The 22,493-nt window shown below is 65.3% G+C and carries 29 protein-coding genes; 7 read left to right on the top strand and 22 right to left on the bottom strand.

All coding sequences use genetic code 11. From position 1 onward, the window contains the following. Nucleotides 1–17: 17 nt before the first annotated feature. The 5 genes from JJB11_RS14355 to JJB11_RS14335 form a co-directional block, all read right to left on the bottom strand. Entirely contained in the window at nt 18–779 is a 762-nt protein-coding gene (locus JJB11_RS14355) for a L,D-transpeptidase (protein ID WP_201964850.1), read from the bottom strand. Between the two features lie 228 nt (nt 780–1,007). Next, nucleotides 1,008–2,180: an ABC transporter substrate-binding protein gene (locus JJB11_RS14350; protein WP_201172340.1), complete on the bottom strand. Its 1,173-nt coding sequence runs from the start codon at nt 2,178–2,180 to the stop codon at nt 1,008–1,010. A gap of 22 nt (nt 2,181–2,202) precedes the next feature. Further along, nucleotides 2,203–3,381 carry a 4-hydroxybenzoate 3-monooxygenase gene (locus JJB11_RS14345; protein WP_201964849.1) on the bottom strand — a complete coding sequence of 393 codons (1,179 nt, stop codon included), beginning with the start codon at nt 3,379–3,381 and terminating at the stop codon, nt 2,203–2,205. Next, nucleotides 3,378–4,220: a class III extradiol dioxygenase family protein gene (locus JJB11_RS14340; protein ID WP_201172337.1), complete on the bottom strand. Its 843-nt coding sequence runs from the start codon at nt 4,218–4,220 to the stop codon at nt 3,378–3,380. Before JJB11_RS14340 ends, JJB11_RS14345 begins: the two co-directional genes overlap by 4 nt. Then, nucleotides 4,220–4,582 (bottom strand): protocatechuate 3,4-dioxygenase, encoded by a 363-nt coding sequence (locus JJB11_RS14335; RefSeq protein ID WP_201172322.1) that lies wholly within the window; start codon nt 4,580–4,582, stop codon nt 4,220–4,222. Before JJB11_RS14335 ends, JJB11_RS14340 begins: the two co-directional genes overlap by 1 nt. A 96-nt stretch (nt 4,583–4,678) precedes the next feature. Here JJB11_RS14335 and JJB11_RS14330 point away from each other — a divergent pair, with 96 nt between their 5' ends. Further along, nucleotides 4,679–5,194: a MarR family winged helix-turn-helix transcriptional regulator gene (locus JJB11_RS14330; RefSeq protein WP_201172315.1), complete on the top strand. Its 516-nt coding sequence runs from the start codon at nt 4,679–4,681 to the stop codon at nt 5,192–5,194. A 32-nt stretch (nt 5,195–5,226) separates the two neighbouring features. On the opposite strand, the gene JJB11_RS14325 is transcribed toward JJB11_RS14330, so the two are convergent. The 9 genes from JJB11_RS14325 to JJB11_RS14285 form a co-directional block, all read right to left on the bottom strand. Further along, nucleotides 5,227–5,640, bottom strand: coding sequence for a hypothetical protein (locus JJB11_RS14325; RefSeq protein WP_201172314.1), 414 nt, complete (start codon nt 5,638–5,640; stop codon nt 5,227–5,229). A gap of 70 nt (nt 5,641–5,710) precedes the next feature. Beyond that, entirely contained in the window at nt 5,711–5,932 is a 222-nt protein-coding gene (locus JJB11_RS14320) for an addiction module protein (protein WP_201172313.1), read from the bottom strand. Nucleotides 5,933–6,163: 231 nt separating this feature from the next. Then, complete coding sequence (locus JJB11_RS14315) at nt 6,164–6,532, bottom strand: hypothetical protein (protein WP_201172312.1); 369 nt, start codon at nt 6,530–6,532, stop codon at nt 6,164–6,166. A gap of 136 nt (nt 6,533–6,668) precedes the next feature. Next, nucleotides 6,669–6,881, bottom strand: coding sequence for a type II toxin-antitoxin system HicB family antitoxin (locus JJB11_RS14310; protein ID WP_201172300.1), 213 nt, complete (start codon nt 6,879–6,881; stop codon nt 6,669–6,671). 7 nt (nt 6,882–6,888) lie between these two features. Then, on the bottom strand, nt 6,889–7,074 hold the full coding sequence (locus JJB11_RS14305) for a type II toxin-antitoxin system HicA family toxin (protein WP_201172299.1): 186 nt from the start codon (nt 7,072–7,074) through the stop codon (nt 6,889–6,891). Between the two features lie 163 nt (nt 7,075–7,237). Further along, the gene (locus JJB11_RS14300) at nt 7,238–7,837 is read right to left on the bottom strand and encodes a DUF2971 domain-containing protein (protein ID WP_201172298.1); all 600 of its coding nucleotides are present in this window, start codon (nt 7,835–7,837) and stop codon (nt 7,238–7,240) included. A 594-nt stretch (nt 7,838–8,431) separates the two neighbouring features. Next, nucleotides 8,432–9,583 carry a hypothetical protein gene (locus JJB11_RS14295; RefSeq protein WP_201172296.1) on the bottom strand — a complete coding sequence of 384 codons (1,152 nt, stop codon included), beginning with the start codon at nt 9,581–9,583 and terminating at the stop codon, nt 8,432–8,434. Nucleotides 9,584–9,638: 55 nt separating this feature from the next. Further along, entirely contained in the window at nt 9,639–9,782 is a 144-nt protein-coding gene (locus tag JJB11_RS14290) for a hypothetical protein (RefSeq protein ID WP_201172295.1), read from the bottom strand. Between the two features lie 621 nt (nt 9,783–10,403). After that, complete coding sequence (locus JJB11_RS14285) at nt 10,404–10,943, bottom strand: cysteine hydrolase family protein (RefSeq protein WP_201172293.1); 540 nt, start codon at nt 10,941–10,943, stop codon at nt 10,404–10,406. Nucleotides 10,944–11,296: 353 nt separating this feature from the next. On the opposite strand from JJB11_RS14285, the gene JJB11_RS14280 reads away from it, so the two are divergent. Both JJB11_RS14280 and JJB11_RS14275 read left to right on the top strand, forming a co-directional pair. Beyond that, entirely contained in the window at nt 11,297–12,058 is a 762-nt protein-coding gene (locus JJB11_RS14280) for an integron integrase (RefSeq protein ID WP_201964848.1), read from the top strand. Nucleotides 12,059–12,257: 199 nt separating this feature from the next. After that, nucleotides 12,258–12,905 (top strand): DUF4145 domain-containing protein, encoded by a 648-nt coding sequence (locus JJB11_RS14275; RefSeq protein WP_201172292.1) that lies wholly within the window; start codon nt 12,258–12,260, stop codon nt 12,903–12,905. 2 nt (nt 12,906–12,907) lie between these two features. Here the strand turns inward: JJB11_RS14275 and JJB11_RS14270 are convergent, their stop codons facing one another. Next, nucleotides 12,908–13,450 (bottom strand): DinB family protein, encoded by a 543-nt coding sequence (locus JJB11_RS14270; RefSeq protein WP_201172291.1) that lies wholly within the window; start codon nt 13,448–13,450, stop codon nt 12,908–12,910. 47 nt (nt 13,451–13,497) lie between these two features. Beyond that, a complete protein-coding gene (locus JJB11_RS14265) occupies nt 13,498–14,898 on the bottom strand; it encodes an amidase (protein ID WP_201172288.1) in 1,401 nt (466 codons plus the stop codon). A 202-nt stretch (nt 14,899–15,100) separates the two neighbouring features. Between JJB11_RS14265 and JJB11_RS14260 the strand changes: the two genes are divergently transcribed. Further along, the gene (locus JJB11_RS14260) at nt 15,101–15,316 is read left to right on the top strand and encodes a hypothetical protein (protein WP_201172286.1); all 216 of its coding nucleotides are present in this window, start codon (nt 15,101–15,103) and stop codon (nt 15,314–15,316) included. Between the two features lie 62 nt (nt 15,317–15,378). On the opposite strand, the gene JJB11_RS14255 is transcribed toward JJB11_RS14260, so the two are convergent. The 5 genes from JJB11_RS14255 to JJB11_RS14235 form a co-directional block, all read right to left on the bottom strand. Beyond that, nucleotides 15,379–16,359 carry a Bug family tripartite tricarboxylate transporter substrate binding protein gene (locus tag JJB11_RS14255; RefSeq protein WP_201172282.1) on the bottom strand — a complete coding sequence of 327 codons (981 nt, stop codon included), beginning with the start codon at nt 16,357–16,359 and terminating at the stop codon, nt 15,379–15,381. 25 nt (nt 16,360–16,384) lie between these two features. Then, complete coding sequence (locus tag JJB11_RS14250) at nt 16,385–17,218, bottom strand: TauD/TfdA dioxygenase family protein (protein WP_201172279.1); 834 nt, start codon at nt 17,216–17,218, stop codon at nt 16,385–16,387. A gap of 112 nt (nt 17,219–17,330) precedes the next feature. Further along, complete coding sequence (locus JJB11_RS14245) at nt 17,331–18,320, bottom strand: MBL fold metallo-hydrolase (RefSeq protein ID WP_201172264.1); 990 nt, start codon at nt 18,318–18,320, stop codon at nt 17,331–17,333. A gap of 28 nt (nt 18,321–18,348) precedes the next feature. Beyond that, on the bottom strand, nt 18,349–19,152 hold the full coding sequence (locus JJB11_RS14240) for an alpha/beta fold hydrolase (protein ID WP_201172261.1): 804 nt from the start codon (nt 19,150–19,152) through the stop codon (nt 18,349–18,351). Continuing rightward, complete coding sequence (locus JJB11_RS14235; RefSeq protein WP_201172259.1) at nt 19,152–20,123, bottom strand: tripartite tricarboxylate transporter substrate-binding protein; 972 nt, start codon at nt 20,121–20,123, stop codon at nt 19,152–19,154. Before JJB11_RS14235 ends, JJB11_RS14240 begins: the two co-directional genes overlap by 1 nt. Before the next feature lie 91 nt (nt 20,124–20,214). Between JJB11_RS14235 and JJB11_RS14230 the strand changes: the two genes are divergently transcribed. From JJB11_RS14230 to JJB11_RS14220, 3 genes are all read left to right on the top strand, one after another. Further along, on the top strand, nt 20,215–21,162 hold the full coding sequence (locus JJB11_RS14230; protein WP_201172256.1) for a LysR family transcriptional regulator: 948 nt from the start codon (nt 20,215–20,217) through the stop codon (nt 21,160–21,162). A gap of 105 nt (nt 21,163–21,267) precedes the next feature. Then, the gene (locus tag JJB11_RS14225; protein WP_201172254.1) at nt 21,268–21,516 is read left to right on the top strand and encodes a DUF6582 domain-containing protein; all 249 of its coding nucleotides are present in this window, start codon (nt 21,268–21,270) and stop codon (nt 21,514–21,516) included. Nucleotides 21,517–21,708: 192 nt separating this feature from the next. After that, entirely contained in the window at nt 21,709–22,059 is a 351-nt protein-coding gene (locus JJB11_RS14220) for a hypothetical protein (protein ID WP_201172252.1), read from the top strand. 145 nt (nt 22,060–22,204) lie between these two features. On the opposite strand, the gene JJB11_RS14215 is transcribed toward JJB11_RS14220, so the two are convergent. Beyond that, nucleotides 22,205–22,402: a hypothetical protein gene (locus tag JJB11_RS14215; RefSeq protein WP_201172250.1), complete on the bottom strand. Its 198-nt coding sequence runs from the start codon at nt 22,400–22,402 to the stop codon at nt 22,205–22,207. Between the last annotated feature and the right edge of the window lie 91 nt (nt 22,403–22,493).

The raw sequence follows: 22,493 nt of genomic DNA, 5'->3' as shown, positions 1-22,493 counted from the left end.
CAAACCGTTCCCGGGACTCAAACCGGACTGCGCTCTCCGCTGACGTCGTACGCCCCGAATTGCTGCGCGGGTGTGCGCGTCTCCGGCAACACGTACACGATGGCTCCGTGCTTTTGCACCGTCGGCCACAACACGCCACTGAAGAACCGGGGTGGCAGGTTGATGCAGCCATTGGAGATGCGGTGCTCGCGCGGGTCCGGCATCGCCATGCGTTCGGCGCGGCGCTCGCTCGGCGAAACGCTGGCGATCGCATGCATCGAGAGCGCGGCGTCGTAGTCGATCCAGACGACGTCCTTGCCGTAGTTGTCCTTGCCGGGCCGCGCCTCGAAGCGGCCCGCCGGGGTGGTCTTCTCGCTCGGCTTGAGCTGTGACAGCCGCTTGCTGCCCACGCCCGGTGCGGAATCGTCGCCCACGGCCTTTCCGATCAGCACCGGCGAGGTGTTCCACAGCCTGCCCCAGCCGTCGAACACGTACATCTGCGCCGCCTTCTTGTCGACGATCACGAAAGGCCTGCGGTGGCTGTCGTACGTGTAGGAGACCCAGTTGGCGACCTGCACGACGTCCTTGCTGGCCCGCACTTTGCCCATGTCGGCGAGCGGGCCGTGCGCGCCCTTCGTGGCGGCACTCTTGCTGGCGTGCGGCTTCGTCGCGTGCGGCTTCGTCGCGTGCGGCTTGCTCGCGTGCGCCTCGTGCGGCTCCGACGCGAAGCATGGAGCGGTGACGAGGGCAAGGGCCAGCAGCAAGGGCGTGGCGACGGGCGGACGGGCAAGCGCTGGCATTGGGGACTCGTTCGGGAAAGGCGACTCGGGCAGGCTAATGCGGCGCGCACAGTGGCGGAGTGCGTGCGCTGCCGTTACGGCTGTAGGAATCTCGCCGGGACCGGCCTCGTGACGCCACCAACCTGTTCGGGCGTGCGGCTGATGAGCCTGTCGGACCTCGCCCTGCCGAGGCGGCACGAGCCGGCACCTGCGTCTGGCCGACGCAGGTGCCGGGCTGCAGCGCGCCTGCTACTTCGCCTTGCCCGGGTCCGCCACCGCCGGGATCGTGAGGATCTCGACGTTGAACAGCTGGCCGCGCACCTTGTCGACCTTGCGGATGTAGACGTTCTGCACGATGTCGCGGGTGGCCGGGTCGACCGACCACGGACCGCGTGGGCTGTCCACCTGCAGCCCCTTCATCGCGGCGACCAGCGCGTCGCCGCCGCCCGTGCCCCCGGTCTTCGCCAGTGCGGCATAGAGCAACTGCATGCCGTCGTAGCCACCCACGGCCATGAAGTTGGGCCGCTGTCCGCTGTTCGCCTTCTGGTACGCCTGCACGAACGCGTCGTTCGCGGGCGACGCATGCGCCGCCGAATAGTGGTGCGCCGTGAGGATGCCGAGCGCCTCGTCGCCGATGCGGTCGAGGCTGTCGTCGTCCACCACGTCGCCGGTTCCGATCAGCTGCACACCGGCGCGATCGAGGCCGCGCTCGCGGAACTGCTTGACCACGGCAGGCGCTTCCGGGGCGGGAACGAAGATGAACAGGCCGTCGGGATGGAGGTCCCGCACCTTCTGCATGAAAGGTGCGTAGTCGGGGCTCTTGAGCGGCACGCGCAGCGTGTCCAGCACCTGGCCGCCATCCGCCTTGAAGCGCGCAGCGAAGAACTGCTCCGCGTCGACGCCGGGCGCGTAATCGGTGACCAGCGTGACGACCTTGCGCATGCCGTTCTTCGTGACGTAGTCGGCCAGCGGCACGCTCACCTGTCCGACCGTGAAGCTGCTGCGCACCACGTAAGGCGATGCTTCGGTGATGGCGGAAGCCGCAGCAGACATCACGATCAGCGGCGTCTTGGACTGGGTCGCGAGCGGCGCGACCGCCAGCGCGCTGGGGGTGATCGCGAAGCCGGCGAGCGCATCGACCTTGTCGCCGACGATCAGTTCCTGCGCGATGCGGCGCGTGTTGGCCGGCACGGCGCCGTCGTCCTTGAGAATCACCTCGATCTTGCGGCCGGCCACGGTGTCCCCGTGCTGCGCCATGTACAGCCGCACGCCGGCGTCGATCTGCCGGCCGACGGAGGTGAACGGCCCCGTCATCGGCACGATCAGGCCGACACGGAATGGTTTCGTCTGCGCCGAGGCCGGCAGGCCCACGAGCGCGGCGACGCACAGCGCCGCGGCGCACACCCATCTTCTGTTCTGCATTGCTTGTCTCCTGGTTGTTCGTTCAGGCCGCGATCGGCAGGCCGGTGAAGTTCTCGGAGAACTGCAGCCGGCCCGGAGCCGTGGTCGTCATGTATTCGAGATCGGCACGCTGCAGCCGGCGCACGAAGGCGTTGTCGCCCGGGAACTGGTGCACCATCGTGCAGAGCCCGGCGGAGAAACGCTGCACCAGCCACATACGCTTGAGGCAGGTGTCGGAATAGCGCTCCAGCCACTCGCTGCGGCCGCTGCGATAGTGCTCCGCCAGCGCGCGCCCGAGCACCTTCACGTCCGCGAGTGCCGAGTTCAGGCCCTTGGCACCGGTCGGCGGAACGATGTGCGCCGCGTCGCCCGCGAGGAAGAGGCGTCCGTGCTGCATCGGCTCGGCGAGGAAGCTGCGCATCGCGGTCACGCCCTTCTGCGTGATCGGACCCTCTTCCAATGTCGGCAGCCCGGGCACGTCCAGGCGCTTGTGCAGTTCGCTCCAGATGCGGTCGTCGGACCAGGCCTGCGCGTCCTCGTCGGGCGCACATTGCAGGTACAGGCGCGTGACGCTCGGCGAACGGATGCTCATCATCGCGAAGCCGCTCTCGTGGCAGCCCCAGGTGATGTCCTTGATCGCGGGGCGCGCCTCGGCCAGTATGCCGAGCCAGCCGAAGGGATAGATCCGGTCGAACACCTTGAGCTTGTCGGCGGGAATGGCGGAGCGGCTCACTCCGCGGAACCCGTCGCAGCCCGCGACGTAGTCGCACTGCAGGGCGACCGGCTTGCCGTCCTGCTCGTAATGGATCACCGGCTGCGAACCTTCCAGCCCCTCGATGCGCGTCACCGGCGCGTCGTACAGCACCGGCAGTCCGCTCGCGTCGCGTGCCGTCATCAGGTCCGTAACCACCTCGTGCTGCGGATACACCCACGTGTTGCGGCCGCAGACCGCCTCGAAATCGATCGGATGCGATTCGCCGGCGAAGCGGAAGTCGATGGCGCGTTGCTTGAGGCCCAGCTTCGCGACGCGGTCGCCCACGCCGAACTCGCGCATCATCTCGACCGACCCCTGCTCGAGCACGCCGGCGCGCAGGCGCGTGCGCACGTGCTCGCGGCTGGCGCGTTCCACGATCACCGACTCGATGCCCTGCGCGTGCAGGATCTGCGCCAGCATCAGGCCGGCCGGTCCGGCGCCGATGATGCCTACCTGCGTGCGCGTCACGCCTGCTCCTCGAACGTGATCAGGCCCATGCCGGTGGTCATCGGCGCGTAGTAGTTCCTGTGCACGCGCTGCGCGCCCGACGACAGCGCGCCGCGCATGACCAGCCACATGATCAGCTCGATGCCTTCGACGCCGTATTTCTCCATCATCTCCTGGTGCGTGAGGGCGGCCAGGCTTTCCGGGGCGTGTTCGAGGCGGTCGAGGAACTCCTGGTCCTCCCCTGGGTTCATCAGCCCGAAGTTCGGGCCCGTGAGCTGGTGCGACATGCCACCGGTGCCGACGATCGCAACCTTGATGTCCTTCTCGTAGCTCTCAACGGCCCGGCGCACCGCCTGACCCAGGCGCCAGCAGCGGCGTGCCGTGGGCAAGGGATGCTGCAGCACGTTCACTTCCAGCGGCACGCAGGGAACGGGCCAGCCGTTCTCCTGGGGATCGAAGCAAAGGTGCATGGGCACGAGGAAGCCGTGCTCGACCGCCATCTCCTGGCAGATCGTGAGGTCGAACTCGTCGTACACCAGCGAGCGGCACAGGTGCTGGGAAAACGCGAGGTCGCCGGCAATGGGGGGGAGCGGCCGCACGCCGAAGCCTTCGTCGGCGATCGGATAGCTGTCGGCGCAGCCGACCGCGAAGGTCGGGTACTTGTCGAAGAAGAAGTCGGCCCCGTGGTCGTTGTAGACCATGATGCACACGTCGGGCTTGAGCTCGTTCAGCCACTCGCGCACGGGGACGTACGCATCGAACAGCGGCTTCCAGGCCGGTGTCGCGGTCTTGCCGCGATCGTAGGCGCCGCCGATGGAGGGAACGTGCGAGGTGCCGATGGCTGCGACGATGCGTCCCATCACGTGGCTCCCCGGTCGTTGCGCGTGGCGAGGAACTGCTCGTAGGTTTCGCCGCGCATCCTGGCGCCCATCGCGTACAGCCCGTTGCCGGTGACGACGCCGAGCTTGATGAGGAAGTAGATGTTGCCGCCGGCGGCGAGCAGCCCCTGGAAATCGCGGTCGCGCACCAGCTGCTTCTCCCCGGGCGCCAGGCGGAACGCGTCCATGAACGCTTCCTCGTCGCGCTTGAACGCATCGCGGTTGGCGGCCTGCGAGAGCGCGTTGCACATCTTGTTGATGCGAAAGCCCCGCCAGGACTGGGCGAGGTCGAAGACTTCCGAGCCGTGAATGCGGGCCGCGGGGTCGAGTTGGGTAGGGGTCATGGGGAAGGAGCGCTCGAAACGATGCGTCCAGTCTAGGAGACGACCCGATAATTCATCTATACAACTACCGCCGCGCGACGCTCCGCGAAAACCCGAATGTCACTCGCCGAACCGAAGACCGTCGATGACTTGCTGAACTACCGCATCAGCCGCCTGTTCGCCAGCAGCGGCGCGATGGTGATCCGGCTGTGCGAAGGCCGCTACGGCATCACGCGTCGCGAATGGCGCCTGATCGCGCTGCTCGCGGCGCACGGCGCCATGTCGCCCTCGGAGCTGTCCGAACGCGCGCATCTCGAACGCGCCCGCACGTCGCGCCACATCACGGAACTCGCCGCGCGCGGACTCATCCGCCGCGTGCCGGACCCGGAGGACGGCCGGCGCGCGGAAGTGGACCTCACGCCGCGCGGCCGGCAGCTTTACGACGAGCTCTTCCCGCAGTCGATCCGATTCAACGGCCAGGTGCTCGCGGCGCTCACGCCCGCGGAGGTCGATGCTTTCGAGCAGGCGCTCGCCAAGCTCACGGCCCAGGCGGAGCGCATCGCCGCAGGCAAGCCGGTGCCCGAGAAGGCGGATCGCCGGCACGGAGGTGCGCGTCGGGTTCGCGGTGGGTGAGCGGGGGGCGGACTGCCTGCAGGGGGCGCGAATCAGGCGATCTGGCAGGGAACCGGTTCGTCCTCGTTGCGCAGGTAGGCAGCGCACACACGGTGGTATCCGTCGGCGACGAGCAGCCTCGCTTGCCCGGGAACGCGAACGAGCAACACCGGGGACAGCTTTTCTCCGCGCTTGATCTTCTTGAGTTGCTTCGCGACGTCAGGATCCGTCTTTGGCTTCGGCTCCAGCCCGGCGGCCCTGAGCACGTCCTTCGCGGGGAATTTCTGGATCGCTGCGTCCCTCAGGGAGGCAGTGAGGGTCTGCGCATCTTCCGGGCGGAACAGGAGACCCAGGTATCGGCGCGCGGAATCGAAGTCCTCCGGCGCGACACGCTTGGAGCCTCGGCTAGTCCCCAAGCAACTTGGCAGAGCGATCGAATTCGGTGATGAACGCTTCGCCGAGCTCACGGCTCGCTTCTCGCGTAGTAGGCAGCACCCTCAACCAGCTCAAGCTCCGCCTGCGCGTCGAGGGAGATCTTCACGAGATCGCGCGGCGGGCGCGGGTTACCGCATCATCGAGCGACACGAGAGGAGCACCCACTTCAACCTCGGCCAGGCGACGCTCAACCTCCTCCGCCCACGCTGCGTCGATGTCGGGATCGCTCGACACACTCGCGAGGAGGTGGTCTGCCAAGAGCACGCGCTCCTCTGAAGAGAGTTGCAGCGCTTCGGCTTCGATCTTTGCAAATGAGGATGCCATTCGAACGCTCCGGTCGTGGTGAGCAATCTAACTACCCTGCCGTCTAACGTGAAGGTGACCGGCACGTTGCGGCGAGGGGCCGCACGGACATAGCTGTGCGGCCCCGAAGTACCGATAATTGAGCTCCCGCGATTGGCGCTCGACGAAGCCGGAACGAACCTCCTCGTCCTAGGCAAGCGCTTGATTGACCTGTCAGGCGCCGTGCAGTTGCTTCAAGCGATTGCCATGACCCTATTTGGCAGCAGGTTTGTCCACCGGCATGCTTCTCTCGGCAATCAGACCAGATACCGCCTCATGGAATGGCTTGCCGGGATTGGCAGAGCAATAAGTGGTCAACCACTGATTCATCGAGTCCGGGTCAGGAAGGTCCGCATACCTTTGTGATTTCATGTAGAGGGCGACGTTCAAGCCAGTCATGAAGCCCTGCGCCCATTGGTTGTACGTAGCCTTGTTTGGCGTAATGCCCTGTTCTTTGCGAACGGCCAGATATTGATTGCACGACGCGATGCCGAGACCTCGCATAGTCACCGGACCACCGTCGGCGGCAGCAGCCGCAGTGGACGCCAGCAGTCCAGCCGCCAGCAAGATAAGAACCTTCATAACTCCCTTTGCAAGTAAGAACTTTGCGGTCTAACGTAAAGGTGACCGGCACGTTGCGGCAAGGGGCCGCACGGTGCAGGATATCCAACGGCACTGTGCGGCCCCTTGCCGCAACGTGTCCGATTCGACCGTTCTGTTATACGGCGACATCCACGTAGTCGACCGTGCTCTCACCAGGAGGAACAGGGAGACCGTCTTCGCGGAGACCTTCGAGATGGAACACGATGGCCTCGCGAATCTCGGATTCGGCTTCCGCGAGAGTTGCGCCAGTGGCGATGCAGCCCGGAAGATCCGGAACGTATGCGGAGTAGTTGCCCTCCGCTTTTTCGATCACGATCGCGTAGCGCATAGCAGCCTCACTTCAACCCGGCCTGCTTCCGGATGCTGTTCAGAGTTCCAAGGGCCACGTCGTCGCTCGGCTTCCCCGGCACGGTGACCCGCCCAGGTTTGGTCGGGTGCTTAAACTGGCGGTGGCTCCCGCGAGATGCCACAAGGTACCAGCCGTCCTCATGGAGCAGGCGGAGCACCTCGGCAATCTTCATCGCCAAAAGGATAGCAGGAGCGGCCTAAGGCTCCAAACGGGCCGTTGCACTCGCCGTATAACGTGAAGGTGACCGGCACGTTGCGGCAAGGGGCCGCGAGGTGCAGGATATCCAACAGCGCCTCGCGGCGCCTTGCCGCAACGTGTCCGAGTCGACCGACCTGTTATGTGGCAGTCTCACCGTACTCTTTCCAAGCTTCGTTGCTGATCAAGGTGGACTGAAGAATCTTGAGTCCGTCGCAACCCGGAATCGTTCGAAGCAGCTTCTTCGTTTCGAAGTAAAGCTTGCGGTTCATCCACGGACTGAGCGTAACTCGCTCGATGGCGGTCAATGGGATCGGAATGTCATACGAGTTCAGTCGCTCCCCAGGAGATTCGAAGATGACTCGGTACTCTTCCTCGTGCTCGTACGCATACCTCTTCAAAAATGGGAGCTCCTCGATTCCGAGTGGTCGTCCGTCAATTTCGTCAAGCGAGAGGTACTTAACAAGTCCACGCCGGACACCGTCAACCTTATCGAGAGCGGCAATGAGTCTTCGCCGATCGAACTTGACGCAAACGCCGCTGCCGCCGTTCGCAAAGACATGCCAATGGTGATATGTCTCATCCGACTCAGAGAAGCACGCGGCGAGGAGCGAGCGAAGCTTCTTCCCGCGTCGGTACAGGGTCATGAAGTGAATGTCGTTCGTGTCGTCCCACGAATCGGGATTCAGCAGCGTGACGCACCTGTTCTGGAGCAGGTACACGAGCGCCGACAGGTCCATGTATCTCCGGAGGTATCTCGACGTCACAGCGTGCCCTCTGCCATATAACGTGAAGGTGACCCGCACCTGGCAGCGAGGCGCCGCGAGGTGCAGGATATCCAACGGCGCCTCGCGGCGCCTTGCTGCCAGGTGTCGGTGTCGACCGTTCTGTTAGATGCGCTCATCCCTCGCACATGGCCGGAGAATAGTTCGACACGACGCCGTTTCGGAACTCGACCCTGCACCTACACACGTGGCTGCCATAGCTCTCGACACCGAGCCTCCCCGCGTTCCCACCGGAATAGATCAATAGCCTTCCACCGTTAGCCTCGGCCAACTTTCTAACTTCACCCGCCGTCTGGCCGGGGCGGAGTTGGGCACAGATTTCATTCGAGCGGGAGTATGCACGGGCGTCGCTCCATGAGCCGAAGAGAAACCAGGCGACAGCGGCCGCACAAAGCCCGAGGCCGACTCGCAGCACACTCTTTCCGATGGCAACGAACGAGCGCATCTAACGTCGGAGATGACCGGCGGACAGTAGGCCGGCGAAGCCGGCCGATAGGACGTCCGTGTCGATCGACCTGTTAGACAGCATTCGCAGCCTCTGTGTTCCCGTCAAACCAGCTTGTGAAACTTCGGCTTGGGAGAAAAGACCTTGGGCGCCTTTTGCTTAATGTGCAACCACTCAGGCGCATTGACGCTGATGAGGCGATGAGACTCAATAATCAGAGACTGCTGCGCCGCCTCATTCAGCGCTCCCTCTATATCGAGAACCGTGGCTTCCGGGTATTTCTCAATTTGCTCTTGCACCTTCTGTGCTTTGGCGCTGGGTTTCGTGTAGTAAGGTGGCGTGGGCTGCTTGCCGAGAGTGCACATCGATCGCGCCACGGCGTGGTAGGCGTCATTGAACAGGCCCATGAATCCATTCGGGTCCGCAAGCGAAACCACCCACAGCCCTTTGGATCGGTCGTACTTAACGCCTGCGTGGTTCGCGTACTCAATGGACTCAGGCACGATACCGAGACGCAGACCGCGGCCGCCCTCAAGCTGAGTTACGTTGGATTTGACTGTGGCTGCGAAGTTGCGCGTGTCACCTTCCGCCGACAGGAAGAGATCAGTCTTCCAGATGTGCCGTATGCGCTCATTCAACTCGGCTTCCGCAGCTTGACCCTTTGCCGCCACCTGAACCCAGGGGCCGAACCTGAAAGGACGACCACTTCCCTCCGGAAGAAGGAAAGCATCGTTACCTGCGTCTTCTACGACAGCGTCGAGGAAACCAAGGTATCGTGCGCGCTCATGGCCGAACAAGAGCGAGCGCGGAGCGGCATCCTTCACAAATGATGACGCCTTTCGGAGCGCGCTGTGAATAGGTTCGACGACTTTCGGTTCGCCACCGGATATCGCCTCATGCACAGCCCACTCAAAGCCGTCACCTCGCATGCCCTTGTCCCGCTCGAGCCGAATGACCTTGGCAAGTTGCCGCATACGGACGTTCTTAATTTCCGTATTGAGGTCAGCTAAGTCTTCCGCGCTGAGAGAGTCAAGTAGTGCGCGAATAATCGACCGGGCCACCGCATAGAGTGCGCGGCCATATTCGTCGATCGGTGCGTTCTGCTCCAGAAACGTTACTTGCGGGGCGTTTGCCATAGTTATCGAACGGATGAGTTGTGCCGGATTATGTCCGCAAGCAGCCGGGCCTCCGATGCGGTCTAACGTGAAGGTGACCGGCACGTTGCGGTAAGGGGCCGCACGGTGCACGATTTCCAACGGCGCCGTGCGGCCCCTTGCCGCAACGTGTCCGAGTCGACCGACCTGTTAGAGCTCACTTGCCGCGCCCCAAAATCGAGACGTTCCTCTTAAGAAATGCGAGAACAAACTCGTCCATGCTGCGCACGTCGACCCCCTTGGGTGAGAGGTAGGTGACCTCTATGTCTTCCATGTATCGACGACTGACGCTGTTCTTCACGAATGGAGGATAGGCGATTTGTACACCGACGAGAGATCCGTCGCTTCCGGTGAACACATGCGTCTCAGGTTCCTCGCCGTGGCGAGTTCGGTACGCGTAAACACGCACGCCACGCTCTTCTCTCGCGAGCCACTCTCGGGCACTGGGATTCGCTGGTCGCTGCGGCAACGCGTGACTCACCATCCACTCAGTCCGCGTCTTATGGCCACCGCGTGGCTCAAGAGTGATATTCAGAACTGAGGGGGATGGGGCCGCCAAAGGGCTCACTGAGACCGACTTTCCCGAGGGGTACTCCACGTGAAAAATGAGGAAGCCCGTGTTACGAGGTTGAGTCGTCTGAACGCTGGGGGCGAGTGCAAGGGTGACCTCGCCACGAGATGAGGGTGAACGGAGGGTGACGATCTGCTCGCCCGCGTTGACTGAAACCGCACCACAAAAAAGCAGCGTTGCAGCTGCGCATCGCGCTACAAGCACAGGGAACTCCCAATTTCTTAAACAATGCACTTCGGTGCGCTCTAACGTGAAGGTGACCGGCACGTTGTGGCGAGGGGCCGCGCGGTGCACGATTTCAAACGGCGCCGTGCGGCCCCTTGCCGCAACGTGTCCGAGTCGACCGACCTGTTAGACCGCATACGCCACCTCTCCGCTTGCCACCGCCTTGATTGCAGGCCCGAAGCTCGTGATGTTTCCTAGCGTGGCGTTCTCGTGCAACCGAATGGCAGCTGCAGACGCGTGCTCTTTATCATGAGTAGTGTGTGCGTCCGAGACCAGCGTGACGGAGTAGCCCAGCGCAGCTGCACGCCTGACGGTGGTATCTACACAGAACTCGGATGCATAGCCGCACACCACGAGATGCGAGACGTCCAGAGTCTCGAGAAGGTGCTTCAGGTTGGTCCTGAGGAATGAGTCGGGCGTTGTCTTGCGCACGAAGTGGTCGTCCCCATGACGTTCCAGCCGCGCTTCGAGTTGCCAGCCGGTACTCTCGAATTCCAGAGGAGCTCCAGGACTCTCGTGCTGAACGAACACAACGGGCGCGCCAGCAATGCGTGCACGACTGGCCAAAGAATTGATCCGCGCGACCACAGCATCTGCTTCTAACGGAGGTCGCTCAACCTCGAAGAGCCCGCGCTGGACGTCGATGATTAGAAGAGCCGACTTCATCGTAGAGATAGTAGGCGATGCCTGCCCGTGCGGTCTAACGTAATGTAGACCGCTGCTCACGACTTGAAACCCCGTAAGTGCGGGATAAAAGTGCCGAAGCGGATGCGGCAAGTTCTTGATTCGCCAACTCATTCGAGAGGGAATGCGGGATAACAGGTCCCACGAGTCTCGACCTGAAACCCCGCAGGGCCGCGACCTGCGTCAGTGTTCGCTGCACGTCCTTGAGCGACTTGCCTTCCGCCACGCCTCTCTCCTTCGTTCAGACGATGCGCACGCTTGGTCACTGGAATCGGCCGCCATACACTGTCTTTTCATGCAGCTCCATGCCAGTGCCACCTCGCACCCAGCCCGTCTTGCAGTCCGCGCGCCTGTTGGACCAGGTGCGGGAGCGGGCACGCTATCTGCACTATAGCCTTCGCACCGAAGAGGCCTACATCTACTGGGTGCGCTTCTTCGTCCGGTGGCACGGGCTGAGGCATCCACGCGACATGGGTGCGCCGGAGGTGCAGTCCTTCCTCACCATGCTCACCACCGAGCGGCACGCGTCCTCGTCGACGCACAACCAGGCGCTGAGCGCCATTCTCTTTCTGTACCGGGAGGTGATCGGCGCCGAGTTGCCCTGGCTGGAGGAGCTGAACCGACCGGGGTACACCCGCCGCATTCCCACGGTGCTCAGTCCCGAAGAAGTGACCAGGCTGTTGCAACAGATGGACGGGACTGCTCGTCTTCTGGCGCGCCTCCTTTATGGCACCGGAATGCGGTTGATGGAGGCCCTTCGCCTGCGCATCAAGGACGTGGACTTCGACAAGCAGGTCATCGTCATTCGGGAAGCCAAGGGCAACAAGGACCGTGTCGTCATGCTGCCTCGATCTCTGCAAGCCGATCTGCGCAGCCAGCGGGCGGCCGCCCGTTCTCAGTGGGACCAGGACCGGCGCTCCGGGCATGTCGGTGTCGATGTGCCGCACGCGTTGGAGAAGAAGTACCCGAAGGTGGGCCAGACCTGGGGGTGGTTCTGGGCTGAAGGTGTCCGCGGGCACCACGACGAGTCCGCTGGACGCGATCTCCATCGGGTGAGGGCTTCTTCCGGCCGGAAGCTTCCGTCGGCCGGGCTGTGACTCGGTACCGTCGAGTTCGCCCGCCCCGATCGGCAATCCGCCACCCGGTCCCGGCCCGACCCCGCCCTTCACACGGCCCCATCGCCGCGAATGAATGCGAACCGCCTTCGCATTCCTGCCGAACGAAGCCCACGACACGCCTCAGCTTGGCTATAGTCCGCGGTTCCGTTCCATGATGTACGGCTTGGGAGGCAAGGAGATGGACAGCTGGTGGAGCCTTGGCGAGTGGTCCGGTTTTCCGGGAACGAAGCTTGCGCTGGACAAGATCACTTGCCCGTTCTGTTCGGAGCCGGGCAAGTTCACGACGGAGTTCCACGCCGAGAAGAAGCAGCCCAAAGGCGCGAAGGTCCTGAATTTCGATACGCTCAAGTGCAGCAACTGCGCATCGTTCGTCCAGGTCTTCTGGTCCGCCGGCAACGAGCGCCATGACTTCCGCACGCAGCCCTGGTCGCTCTCCTTCGACAAGCCGCCCGAACACTATCCGGCCGACGTGGCGCGCTACTGGCTGCAGGCCAAGAAGAGCCTCGTGGCCTGCAACTACGATGCGGCCGTCGTGATGGCCCGCAGTGCCGTGCAGCTCGCCCTGCGCGCGCATGAAGCGAAGGGAGCCACTCTCCTCGATGCGATCGACGACCTCGCGAGCAAGGGGCTGGTGCCGCCGGTCCTGCAGGATTGGTCGCACAACGTGCGCGAGCTTGGAGAAGAGGCGGCCCAGCCCCGGACCGCGCAATCCCCGAGCGCCGCCCAGGAAGCGGCGGAAGTCGTCAATTTTTCGGACTTCATGTTCGAGTACCTGTACCTGTTCCCGAAGCGGATCGGCGAGTTCCGCGAGCACAAGCCGGGGTAGGCTCACACGAGCGCGATGATGTCGGTCAGCCCGACATCGATCCCGGCCTGCGACAGGAGCGTCGTGACCTGTCCGCGATGGTGCGTCTGGTGGTTGAAGAAGTGGGTCATCGCCTGCCAGGCGGGATGCTCGCGCTGCACCTTCTTCGTGTTTGCATACCTGAGCGTGAAGAGCAGGAAGCCGGAAGGCATGTCGCGCACCCAGTTCTCGATCGCGAGGTCGAGTTCGGCACGCGTCGCCCGCAGGTGCGACCAGTCTTCGTGGATCACCGTCTCGTGGACGGCGCCCTCGGGAAGCTTCAGCAGATCGTCCGCGAGCGCGGGGAAGTCCCAGCCTTGCGATGCGAAGCGCTGCAACCAAAGGCGATCGCCCCACAGCAGGTGGTTCAATGTTCCATGGATCGACCGGAAGAAGGCGCCCCGGTCGCGACGTCGCTCGGCATCCGGCAGCTGCTCGCACGCGTCGTACAGACGCTCATTGAACCAGCGGTTGTAGCGGGCGAGGAACTGGTAATTGGCGAGCAGCGTGTCGGCACCGATGTCCATGCCGCATTCTGCAACCGTGCGGCGGGGCGGGTCCAGCAACGCGTCGCTCACGCACCAACCGGCGGCCGCCGCAGGTGCCAGTCCGTCGCTTCCTGCAGCGCCCAGCCTGTCCGCAGCGCCGTCGCCTCGTCGCCACCGCGGCAGACGATCTGCAAGGAGGTCGGCAGCCCGCGCGCGTCGGCGCCGTTGGGCAGCGCCAGCGCCGTGAGGTCCAGGTAATTGGCGAAGCGCGTGTAATGCGCCGGGGCCTTGCCCTGGTCCACTTCGTCGATGGGGATCGCCGTCGTCATCGTCGTCGGCGTCAGCAAGGCGTCCACGCCCTCCATGGCGCCGGCGAACTGCTGCTTCATCGTGTCGCGCATGCGCAGCGCCTCGATGTACTGGCGCGCGCTGACGTCTCGGCCCGCGGCAATGCGCGGACGCACATGCGGGTCCAGCGGCGCCTGTTCGTCGTCAATCAGCTCGTGGTACAGCGCGTAGCTTTCTGCAGCCATGATGCGCAGGTTGTGCGCGGCGACATCGGCAAAGGCGAAGGGAAGCTGCAGGGAAACGATCTCGGCGCCCAGCTTCTCCAGTTCGGCCAGCGAGCGGTCATAGGCCGCCAGCACCTCGGCCGACGAGAACGGGCGCTCGGCATCCGGCATGCGCGCCAGGCGCAGCCCGCAAATGCCGCGCTTGAGCGTCGGCAGCGGTTCCGTGTAAGGCAGCCCGCGCGTGACCGGGTCCAGCGGGTCGGCGCCCTGCATCGCGGCGTACAGGAGGGCGGCGTCCTCCACGTTCCGCGTCATGGGCCCGGGCGTATCGAGCGTGGGGCTCAGGGGCAAGACGCCGTAGGTGCTCACACGCCCGATGGTCGTCTTCAGGCCCGTGATGCCGCACCACGATGCCGGCAGGCGCACCGAACCACCCGTATCGGTCCCCACCGCCCACGGCGCCAGCGCGGCGGCCACGCTCACACCGGAGCCACTGCTCGAACCGCCCGGCGTGCGCGCACGTTCCGCATCCCACGGGTTCCAGGGCGTGCCGCGGCGCGTGTTCGTGCCCCAGCCGCCCATCGCGAATTCGACCGTGTGCGTCTTGCCCAGCACGATCATCCCTTGCGCAATCAGCTTGCGCGCGAGGGTCGCCGTGCGCGTCGCCATGCGCGCTTTCCACGCCTCGGAGCCGCCGGTGACGACCTTGCCGTCCAGCTCGATCAGGTCCTTCAGCGCGACCGGCACGCCGTGCAGCGGGCCGACCGAATGGCCGGAGCGGATCGCCGCGTCGGCGGCTTGCGCCGCCAGCCGCGCGTCCTGCGCGAACACCTCGGTGAAGGCATGCAGCTTGGGCTCGTACGCCTCGATGCGAGCCAGGAAGGCGTCGACGAGCTCCACCGGCGACAGCTTGCGCTGCTGGATCTGGCGTGCGAGCTGGTGCACCGGCACCCGGGTCAGGTCTTGTTGCGTCATTGCGTCTCCTTGGAGGTGCGCCCAGGGCGCAGTGAACGAACCTCGCACATCGGTCCCACGGTCATCGAGCTGCCCCGCCACGGCATTCTGGCGACATCGCCGTCATCCGGCGGATCACGCAATTGAATCCAGCTGACCTACAGAGTCATCGACCCGGGTGGGCCGACACTGCGTCCGTCGGCGCATCCGACTGGAGACTTCGATGACCACCCAAACCATCGCCAATGTTGGCCACCTTCGCTCGCAGCTGACGGCGATCAGCAGGGACGCCGAACTTGCGTTCGAACGCGCTTTCGATCTCCAGCAGGCCGGTGCGCCGGCGGAGCGGGTCGACGCTGCCATCGCGGAGATCACCCGGCTGCAGGAGCGCGCCCGCCGCCTGCGCGAGCAACTGGGACAGGAGCCCGTGCTGCATTGAAGCGTCCTTGACTGCTTCCGGCTCGTTGCAGCCGGGGCGCCGGATCGCTACGGCTGCCGGGCTCAGTCGATGCGCGCGCCGGACGCCTTCACCACCTTGGCCCACTTCACGATGTCTTCCTGCAGCACGCGGCCGAACTGCTCGGGCGTGCTGGCGTAGGGATCGGCGCCGGCGGCCGCGAATTTCTCCTGCACGTCCTTGTCACGCAGGATCTCGTTGACGTCCGCGTTGATCTTGCGGGTAACGGCCTCCGGCATGCCGGCGGGCCCGAGCAGGCCGAACCACGGACTGATGTCGAAGCCGGTCAAGCCGCTTTCGCCGAGGGTCGGGACCGTGGGGAAGGCCGGGGACCGCTTCGAGCCGGTGATCGCGATCGCGCGCAGCTTCTCGTTGCGGATGTGGCCCGCCACGGAAGGCAGGCTGCTGAAGACCATCTGCACCTGCCCCGAGATCGTGTCGGTCATCGCGCCCGCCACGCCCTTGTAGGGAACGTGCACGAGCTGCGTTCCGGCCTGCATGTTGACCATCTCGCCCAGCAGCTGGTTCAGCGAACCGTTGCCCGCGGAGCCGAAGTTCACCTGGCCGGGGTGGGCCTTGGCATACGCCACCAGCTCGGACATGTTCTTCGCCGGGAACTGCAGGTTCGTCACGAGCGCAAAGGGCACGGTGGCGACCGTCGCGACCGTCGTGAAGTCCTTGTACGGATCGTACGTGAGGTTCTTGTAGACGCTTCCGTTGATGGCCTGCGTGCCCACGTAGCTCATGAGAAGGGTGGTGCCGTCGGCCGGCGCGCGCGCGACGAACTCCGTACCGACGTTGCCGCCGGCCCCGGGGCGGTTCTCCACGATCACCGGCTGGCCCCAGCGCTCGGAAAGCTTCTGGCCGACGATGCGCGCCAGCGCGTCGGAGGCGCCACCGGGCGTCTGCGGCACGATGAGATGCACGGGCTTCGTCGGGAACGTATCTGCGCTGGCGGCAGTGGTAGCGATGGCGCCGGCCAGGGACAAGGCGACGGCCAGGAAGGGCTTCAGGCGAATGGACATGCGGGAACCTCGGGGAAAGATGCGTTCAGCGCGGCGTGTCGCCGGCCAGCGTGATGCGGTGCATGACACGGCGGAAGCCGTGATAGTCGTTGATGGGATTGTGCTGGGCACAGCGGTTGTCCCAGAACGCGAGTGAGCCCGGCCGCCAGGCGAAGCGGCAGGTGAATTCCGGCTTGACCTGGTGCTGGAACAGGTACTGCAGCAGCGGCGTGCTTTCCTCCGGGGTCATGCCCCTGAAGTGCGAGGTGTGCGCGACGTTCACGTAGAGCGCCTTGCGGCCGGTCTCGGGATGCGTGCGCACGGCCGGGTGCTCCGCGACGTAGTCCTTCCTGGCGTCGGCCCGGCCGTCGGAGGCAATGCGGTCCTCGCGCGTTTTCGACACGTCGGCCTTGGCTGAACTGTTCACCGCCACGAGGCCGTCGAGCAGTCGGCGCATGCCCTCGGAGAGGCTTTCGTACGCCAGGTACTGGCTGGCGAACAGGGTATCGCCGCCGAAGGGCGGTACCTCGCGTGCCAGCAGCATGGAACCCATGGGCGGCTGCTGCAGATAGGTCGTGTCCGAATGCCAGATGCCGCCGAAGTTGGTGCGCTCGTGCTCCAGCTTCATGACCGGGATGATCACGGGATACCCTTCGATGCCCTTGACGAAGGGGTACTCGATCGGTTGGCCCATGGCCTGCGCGAACCGCAGGAACTGTTCGGAGGTCAGGTCCTGGTCCCGGAAGAAGATGACCTGGTGATCGAGCAGCGCCTGGCGGATCGCAGCGGCAAGGCTTTCGGTGAGATCGCGCGAGAGGTCGACTCCGCCGATTTCGGCGCCGAGTGCGCCGGCGAGACGCTGGATGACAAGAGAGGACATGCGGTCCGCATGCTAACGCCTTGGCGTCGTTTCTCCACTGCGGGAATCCCTCGTTGCGAAGCACGCGGCCATCCGCCGGCTCATCGGTCACGTGCCCGCGCCATGCCCGCGATCAGTACCCGAAGCGCAGCGCCTGCGCCTGAGCGCACTCGTCCATCACCTGGAAAGACCGGATCACCGGCTGCGGACCCGTGACGAACGGGTTCGGCGCTGCCGCCCCGTCGGCGCGCAGCGCCTTCATCTTCACGAGGGAGCCATCCCAGCCGGAATGGTTGGACAGCAGGACGTCGACGGGGAGCTTCCCGGCCATCGTGGCCATGCGCTCGGCATTCGCTGAATAGCTTTCCAGCCGGCTGAAGTCCTTGCCGAAGTTGAATGATGTGCCGCCCCACAGCAATGCGTGGTGCACCTGGCCGTGGCTGCGCACGTCGAACAGCAGCGACAGCGTGCCCAGCGTATGGCCGGTGGTCACGAAGAAGGTCAATTTCGTGTCGCCGAACGTCATCACCTGGTCGTCACGCACGGTGATGTCGCGTGCGGGCGGCGCGTCCCACAGCTTCGACGTGAACTCCAGCTGGCCTTCCATGGTGTTCCAGTCGGACTCGCTCGCGATCACGTGCGGATGGTATTTGCGCACCAGGTACGCGGCGCCCCCGTAGTGGTCGCCATGGGCGTGCGTGACCACGATGTACCTGATGCCGCGTGGGTCCAGGCCCAGCCGCGCCATGCCGCCTTCGATCACCTCGTGCGCCTCCTGGCCGTTGTTGAGGGAATCGATCAGGACGAACCCCTCCGACGTCTTGAGCAGCCAGGCGCTTACCCAGTCGCCACCGACGAAATACAGGTTGTCGAACACCTGCATCGCCGGCGGCGCCGGCTTCGCGATCAGCTTGCGCAGGTAGTCGTCCATCTTCTCGTCCGGCTTCGCGCGTTCGGCCGGCTGCGGCTCGCACAGCCGCATCAGGTAGCCGAGGTCGCTGCCGGCGAGCTGGCGTGCGTGTGCGACATGCGCGTCGACGGTGGCGCCCGGTGCTGCGGTCGGCGCATTTGCGCAGGCGCCGAGCAAGCACGCGAGCGTCAGCGTGGACAGGAACTTCTTCATGGATACGTCTCCTTGGATCTACGCGACTTCAGAACTTCGCGCGGCGTTCGAGGAAGTCCAGCAGCACGCGGTTCACTTCATCCGGCTTCTCGAAATAGGCGGAGTGCCCCGCCTGGTCGATCACGGCCAGCTCGCTGCCACGCACCAGGTCCTGCAGTTCACGCATGACTCTCACCGGCACGATCGGGTCCTCGCTGCCCACCAGCAGCAGCGTCGGACACGCCACGCGGCACAAGGCGTCCAGGGGTATCAGCTTGTCCGCCCCGAGTGCGCCTGCGAGCGCGGCGCCCCACTCCCCGTCCGGAATGGAATGCGCGCTGGGATTGAAGTGGTTGATCTGCGCGTACAGCTGCGCCTTGTCCGCGCAGTTCTCCAGGAACCAGCGCCCGAGCGAGCGCTGCTCGATGCTCGCGGCCTTGTGCGTGATCCTGCGCCGGGCGATGGCGTCCAGCAGCACCGGGTGGTCGATCGCCAGGGAACTGTCGCAGGCGGCGAACGCGGCAACGCGTTCCGGATGCGCCAGCGCGGTCTTCAGGCCGACGAAACCACCGAGCGACTGTCCGACGAATGCGGCACGCTGCACGCCCGCTGCGTCCAGCACCGCGAGCGCGTCGGCGACGAAGTTGTCCAGGTCGAACTCCTGCACTGGCGCCACGGACCGTCCGAAGCAGCGGATGTCCATGGTGATGCAGGTGTGCCTTGGACTGAAGACTGGCAGTTGCTGCCACCAGGTCGCGGCATTCGAACCGGCGCCGTGCAGGAACAGGACGGCCGGGCCCTCGCCCTGCCGCTCGTAATAGAGGCGGCGCCCCCGGGATTCGGCGAACGGCATCAGTTCGCCCGGATGTGGAGGCTGCGCACCAGTTCGCCCCAGCGCTCCGTATCGCTGCGAACCAGTTCCGCGTATTCCGCAGGGGTGCTCGTCCGGGGCGACAGGCCGATCGCGTCCAGCCTCTGCAGCAGGGACGGGTCCTTCAGCGCGGCATCGAGAGCCGCGTTGACCTTCCGCACGATGGGCGCGGGCGTCCCCTTGGGCGCAGACAGGCCCACCCAGGCCGTCATCGTGAGCTGCTTGTACCCCAGCTCCGCGAACGTCGGCGCCTGCGGGATGAGCGGGCTGCGCTCCGGGCTGGAGACGGCCAGCAGCCGCAACTGTCCGCTCTTCACATACGGCAGCGCCGCGCTCGACGGGACCACGATGACGGGCTCGACGCCGGCCAGCACGTCCTGCATCGCCGGTGCGGCGCCCTTGTAGGGAACGTGCGTGAGATGGATTCCGGCCGCGCGCTGCAGCAGCTCCATCACGAGATGCCCCGTGCTGCCCGCACCCGAGCTCGCGTAGTTGATCTTGCCTGGATTGCGCGTCGCCTGCTCCACCAGATCGGGGACGCTCTGAATCCCGGCGTCACTTCGCGCGACCAGCCATTGAGGGCCGCCACCGATCGTGCCGATGTGCTCGAAGTCTTTCACGATGTCGAAATGCAAGCCCGCGTATTCGGCTTGCGCCAGCGTGTTCAGCATGCCCGTCATCGTGAGCGTATAGCCGTCCGGCGCTGCTGAGGCGCCGGCCTGGGTGCCCAGGATGTTGCCGGCGCTCGGACGGTTGTCGATGATGACCGGCTGCTTGAGCGTCTGCGCCATGTGCTGGGCGATCGGCCGCATGGTGGCGTCGTACGGACCTCCCGCAGGTGCAGGGACGATGACCCGGATCGGATGGGTCGGCCAATCCGTGCCCTGCGCCTGCGCCTGGCCAAGGGGGACGGCCAGGCATGCGGCCGCCAGCAGGGGGAACAGGAATCTCACGCTTGTCTCCTTTGGTTTTCGCGCATCTTCCCGGCCCAGGCCATTCGCGCCAAATTAAATTCGCGGCCGGTCCATTAGACTTTGCGATACCTTGCAGCACACGGCCACGTCCCTCCTGCACCGCCTGCTCGCGCGGGGCAAGTTCCGCCACGCCCAGGTGCTGCTGCAGCTCGCCGAGCTGGGGAGCGTGCAGCGCACCGCCGAGGCGATCGGCATGACGCAGTCGTCAGTCACGCAGACACTCGCCTACCTCGAGAAACTGCTGGAAGTGCGCCTGTTCGAGCGGCATGCGCGCGGGGTGCGCCCTACCCCCGCCTGCAAGGACCTGCTGCCCGTCGCCCGGCAACTGCTGCTGGGCGTCGCCAACACCGCGCAGATCGTCGCGGCGCGCCAGCAGCAAGGCGATGGGGTCGTGCGCGTGATCGCGTCGGCGTCCGCCACGAACGGACTGCTAATCGACGCCTTGCCGGAGTTCAGCGAACGGCATCCCGGGGTCCAGGTGCATCTCGGCGAGGCGGAAGGCGAGGACCAGTTGCTCGCCATCGCGCGCGGCGAGGTGGATCTCGTCGTGTGCCGGCGGCCGCCCGTGATTCCGGAAGGCTGGGAATTCCATCCGCTGCGCGAGGACCGGTTCGTGATCGTCTGCCGGGCGGACCACCCGCTCGCGCAGCGCAAGCGCCTGAAATGGGCCGATGTCGCACAGGCCACCTGGCTGTTGCTGCCCGCTGCGGTCGCGGCACGCCAGCGTTTCGACGAGCTGGCACTGCGCTTCCCCCAGCCGCCACGAAGCCACCCTGTCGTCACGCGCTCACTCCCCATGATGTGGCGGCTGCTCCGCCTGCACCCCTTGCTCGCGTTGCTGCCCTTGAACCTCGCGCGCCCCTTCCTGGACGAGGGAGCGCTGGTGCAGTTGCGCATCGGCGAGGCCGTTCGCATCGACCCGATCGGCTTGCTTCAGCCGAAGGCGGGAATGGCTGCGGCCGCGGTGCGGCTGGGGGAGTTCCTGGCTCGGCGTGCTGAGGCGGGACCGTCGGCGTAGGACCACGGCTACCCATCATCGGGCGTTCGCCGCGGAACGCCTTGGTCCGGACGATCTCCATCCTGGTAGCTCGGGCGATTCATGCCCATCACCCAGGAGAGATCGATGACCAAGCTGAACGAGAAGGATCGCGACGGACTTGCCGAGTCGCAGTTCGCGTTCGAGAAGCAGCGCAAGGAGCCGCTCGAAAACGCCAGCCATGTGCGCAACGCCGTTGCCCGCTTCAACCAGGTGGAGGGCGTCAGCGATGCGGACCGCGATGCCGCATGGAAACGCATCAAGGCCGCTGCGAAGAAATTCAACGTCGAAGTGCACGAGAGCGACTGGCGGGAGATCGGTCACAAGAAATCCTGAGGACAGCAGTCAGCGGACGCCGCAGGCACGACGGTCACGTGCGGCCCGGACTTGGGTGTCGCGCTGTGAGTCTCGCCCGACACACGCGTCATCGCCTTCCCTCATGCGCCCGGCGCGGTGGCCTTCGAATCGTGGCACGCCCGCCGAGTCCAACAGGATGACCTCACAACCATAGCAAGAAGGAGTGCAACGATGAAGTTCCAGACCCTCGCCCTTGCCGCCGCGGTTTCCCTCGGCGGCCTCGCCGCCGGACAGGCGTTCGCCCAGGACCGCGACGTGACGGTCACGCACGAGACGCCGAGCGGCGACGTGGTGACACGGCACGTCCATTCGGGAGACGGCGCCGACGGGCCGGTGGTGCATCGGTCCACGCGGATCGTTCACCCGGACGGCAGCGTCGAGTGGCGCCGCACGACGCGCGTCACCCACTATGCGCCCGTGGAACCCGCGAGGGCGCATCGGACCGTGGTCATCCATCGCCACTATGACCCGGAGACCGGGCAGATGGTGGTGACGCGCACGGTTCGCCGCGACATCGACTGACGCGCGCCCTCGCGCAGCAAACAAACAGGCCCGCCATGAGCGGGCCTGTTGGTTTGTCGCTCGGGAGATGGCGACCCGATGGTCGTCGCAGGCGTGCGCGCTGCAACGACCAGGGACGCCTACCCCGGCGTTCTCATCGGACGGCTCAGGCGGCCGCCTTCTTCTTCGCGTGGTGGTGGCCCACGACGGCACCGACTGCAGCGCCCGCCTTCGCGTGATGGCCCGCAACGTGTCCCACCGCTGCGCCCACTGCGGCCCCCTTCAGGGCTCCAGCGTTGGCGGAGAACGGTGCGGCAACTGCGAAGATGGCTGCGAGGGCAGAGGCAACGACGATTCTGTTCATGATGGCTCCCTTGGGAAAGTTGGAATGACTGCAATCTAAGCATCTGCCTGCCCCGGAACGGTCGGACGGCCCACGCCACGACGGTAGGACA

This window comes from Ramlibacter ginsenosidimutans (genome assembly GCF_016654015.1).
Taxonomy (GTDB): domain Bacteria; phylum Pseudomonadota; class Gammaproteobacteria; order Burkholderiales; family Burkholderiaceae_C; genus Ramlibacter; species Ramlibacter ginsenosidimutans.
This window is presented reverse-complemented; position numbering and strand designations above follow the sequence as displayed.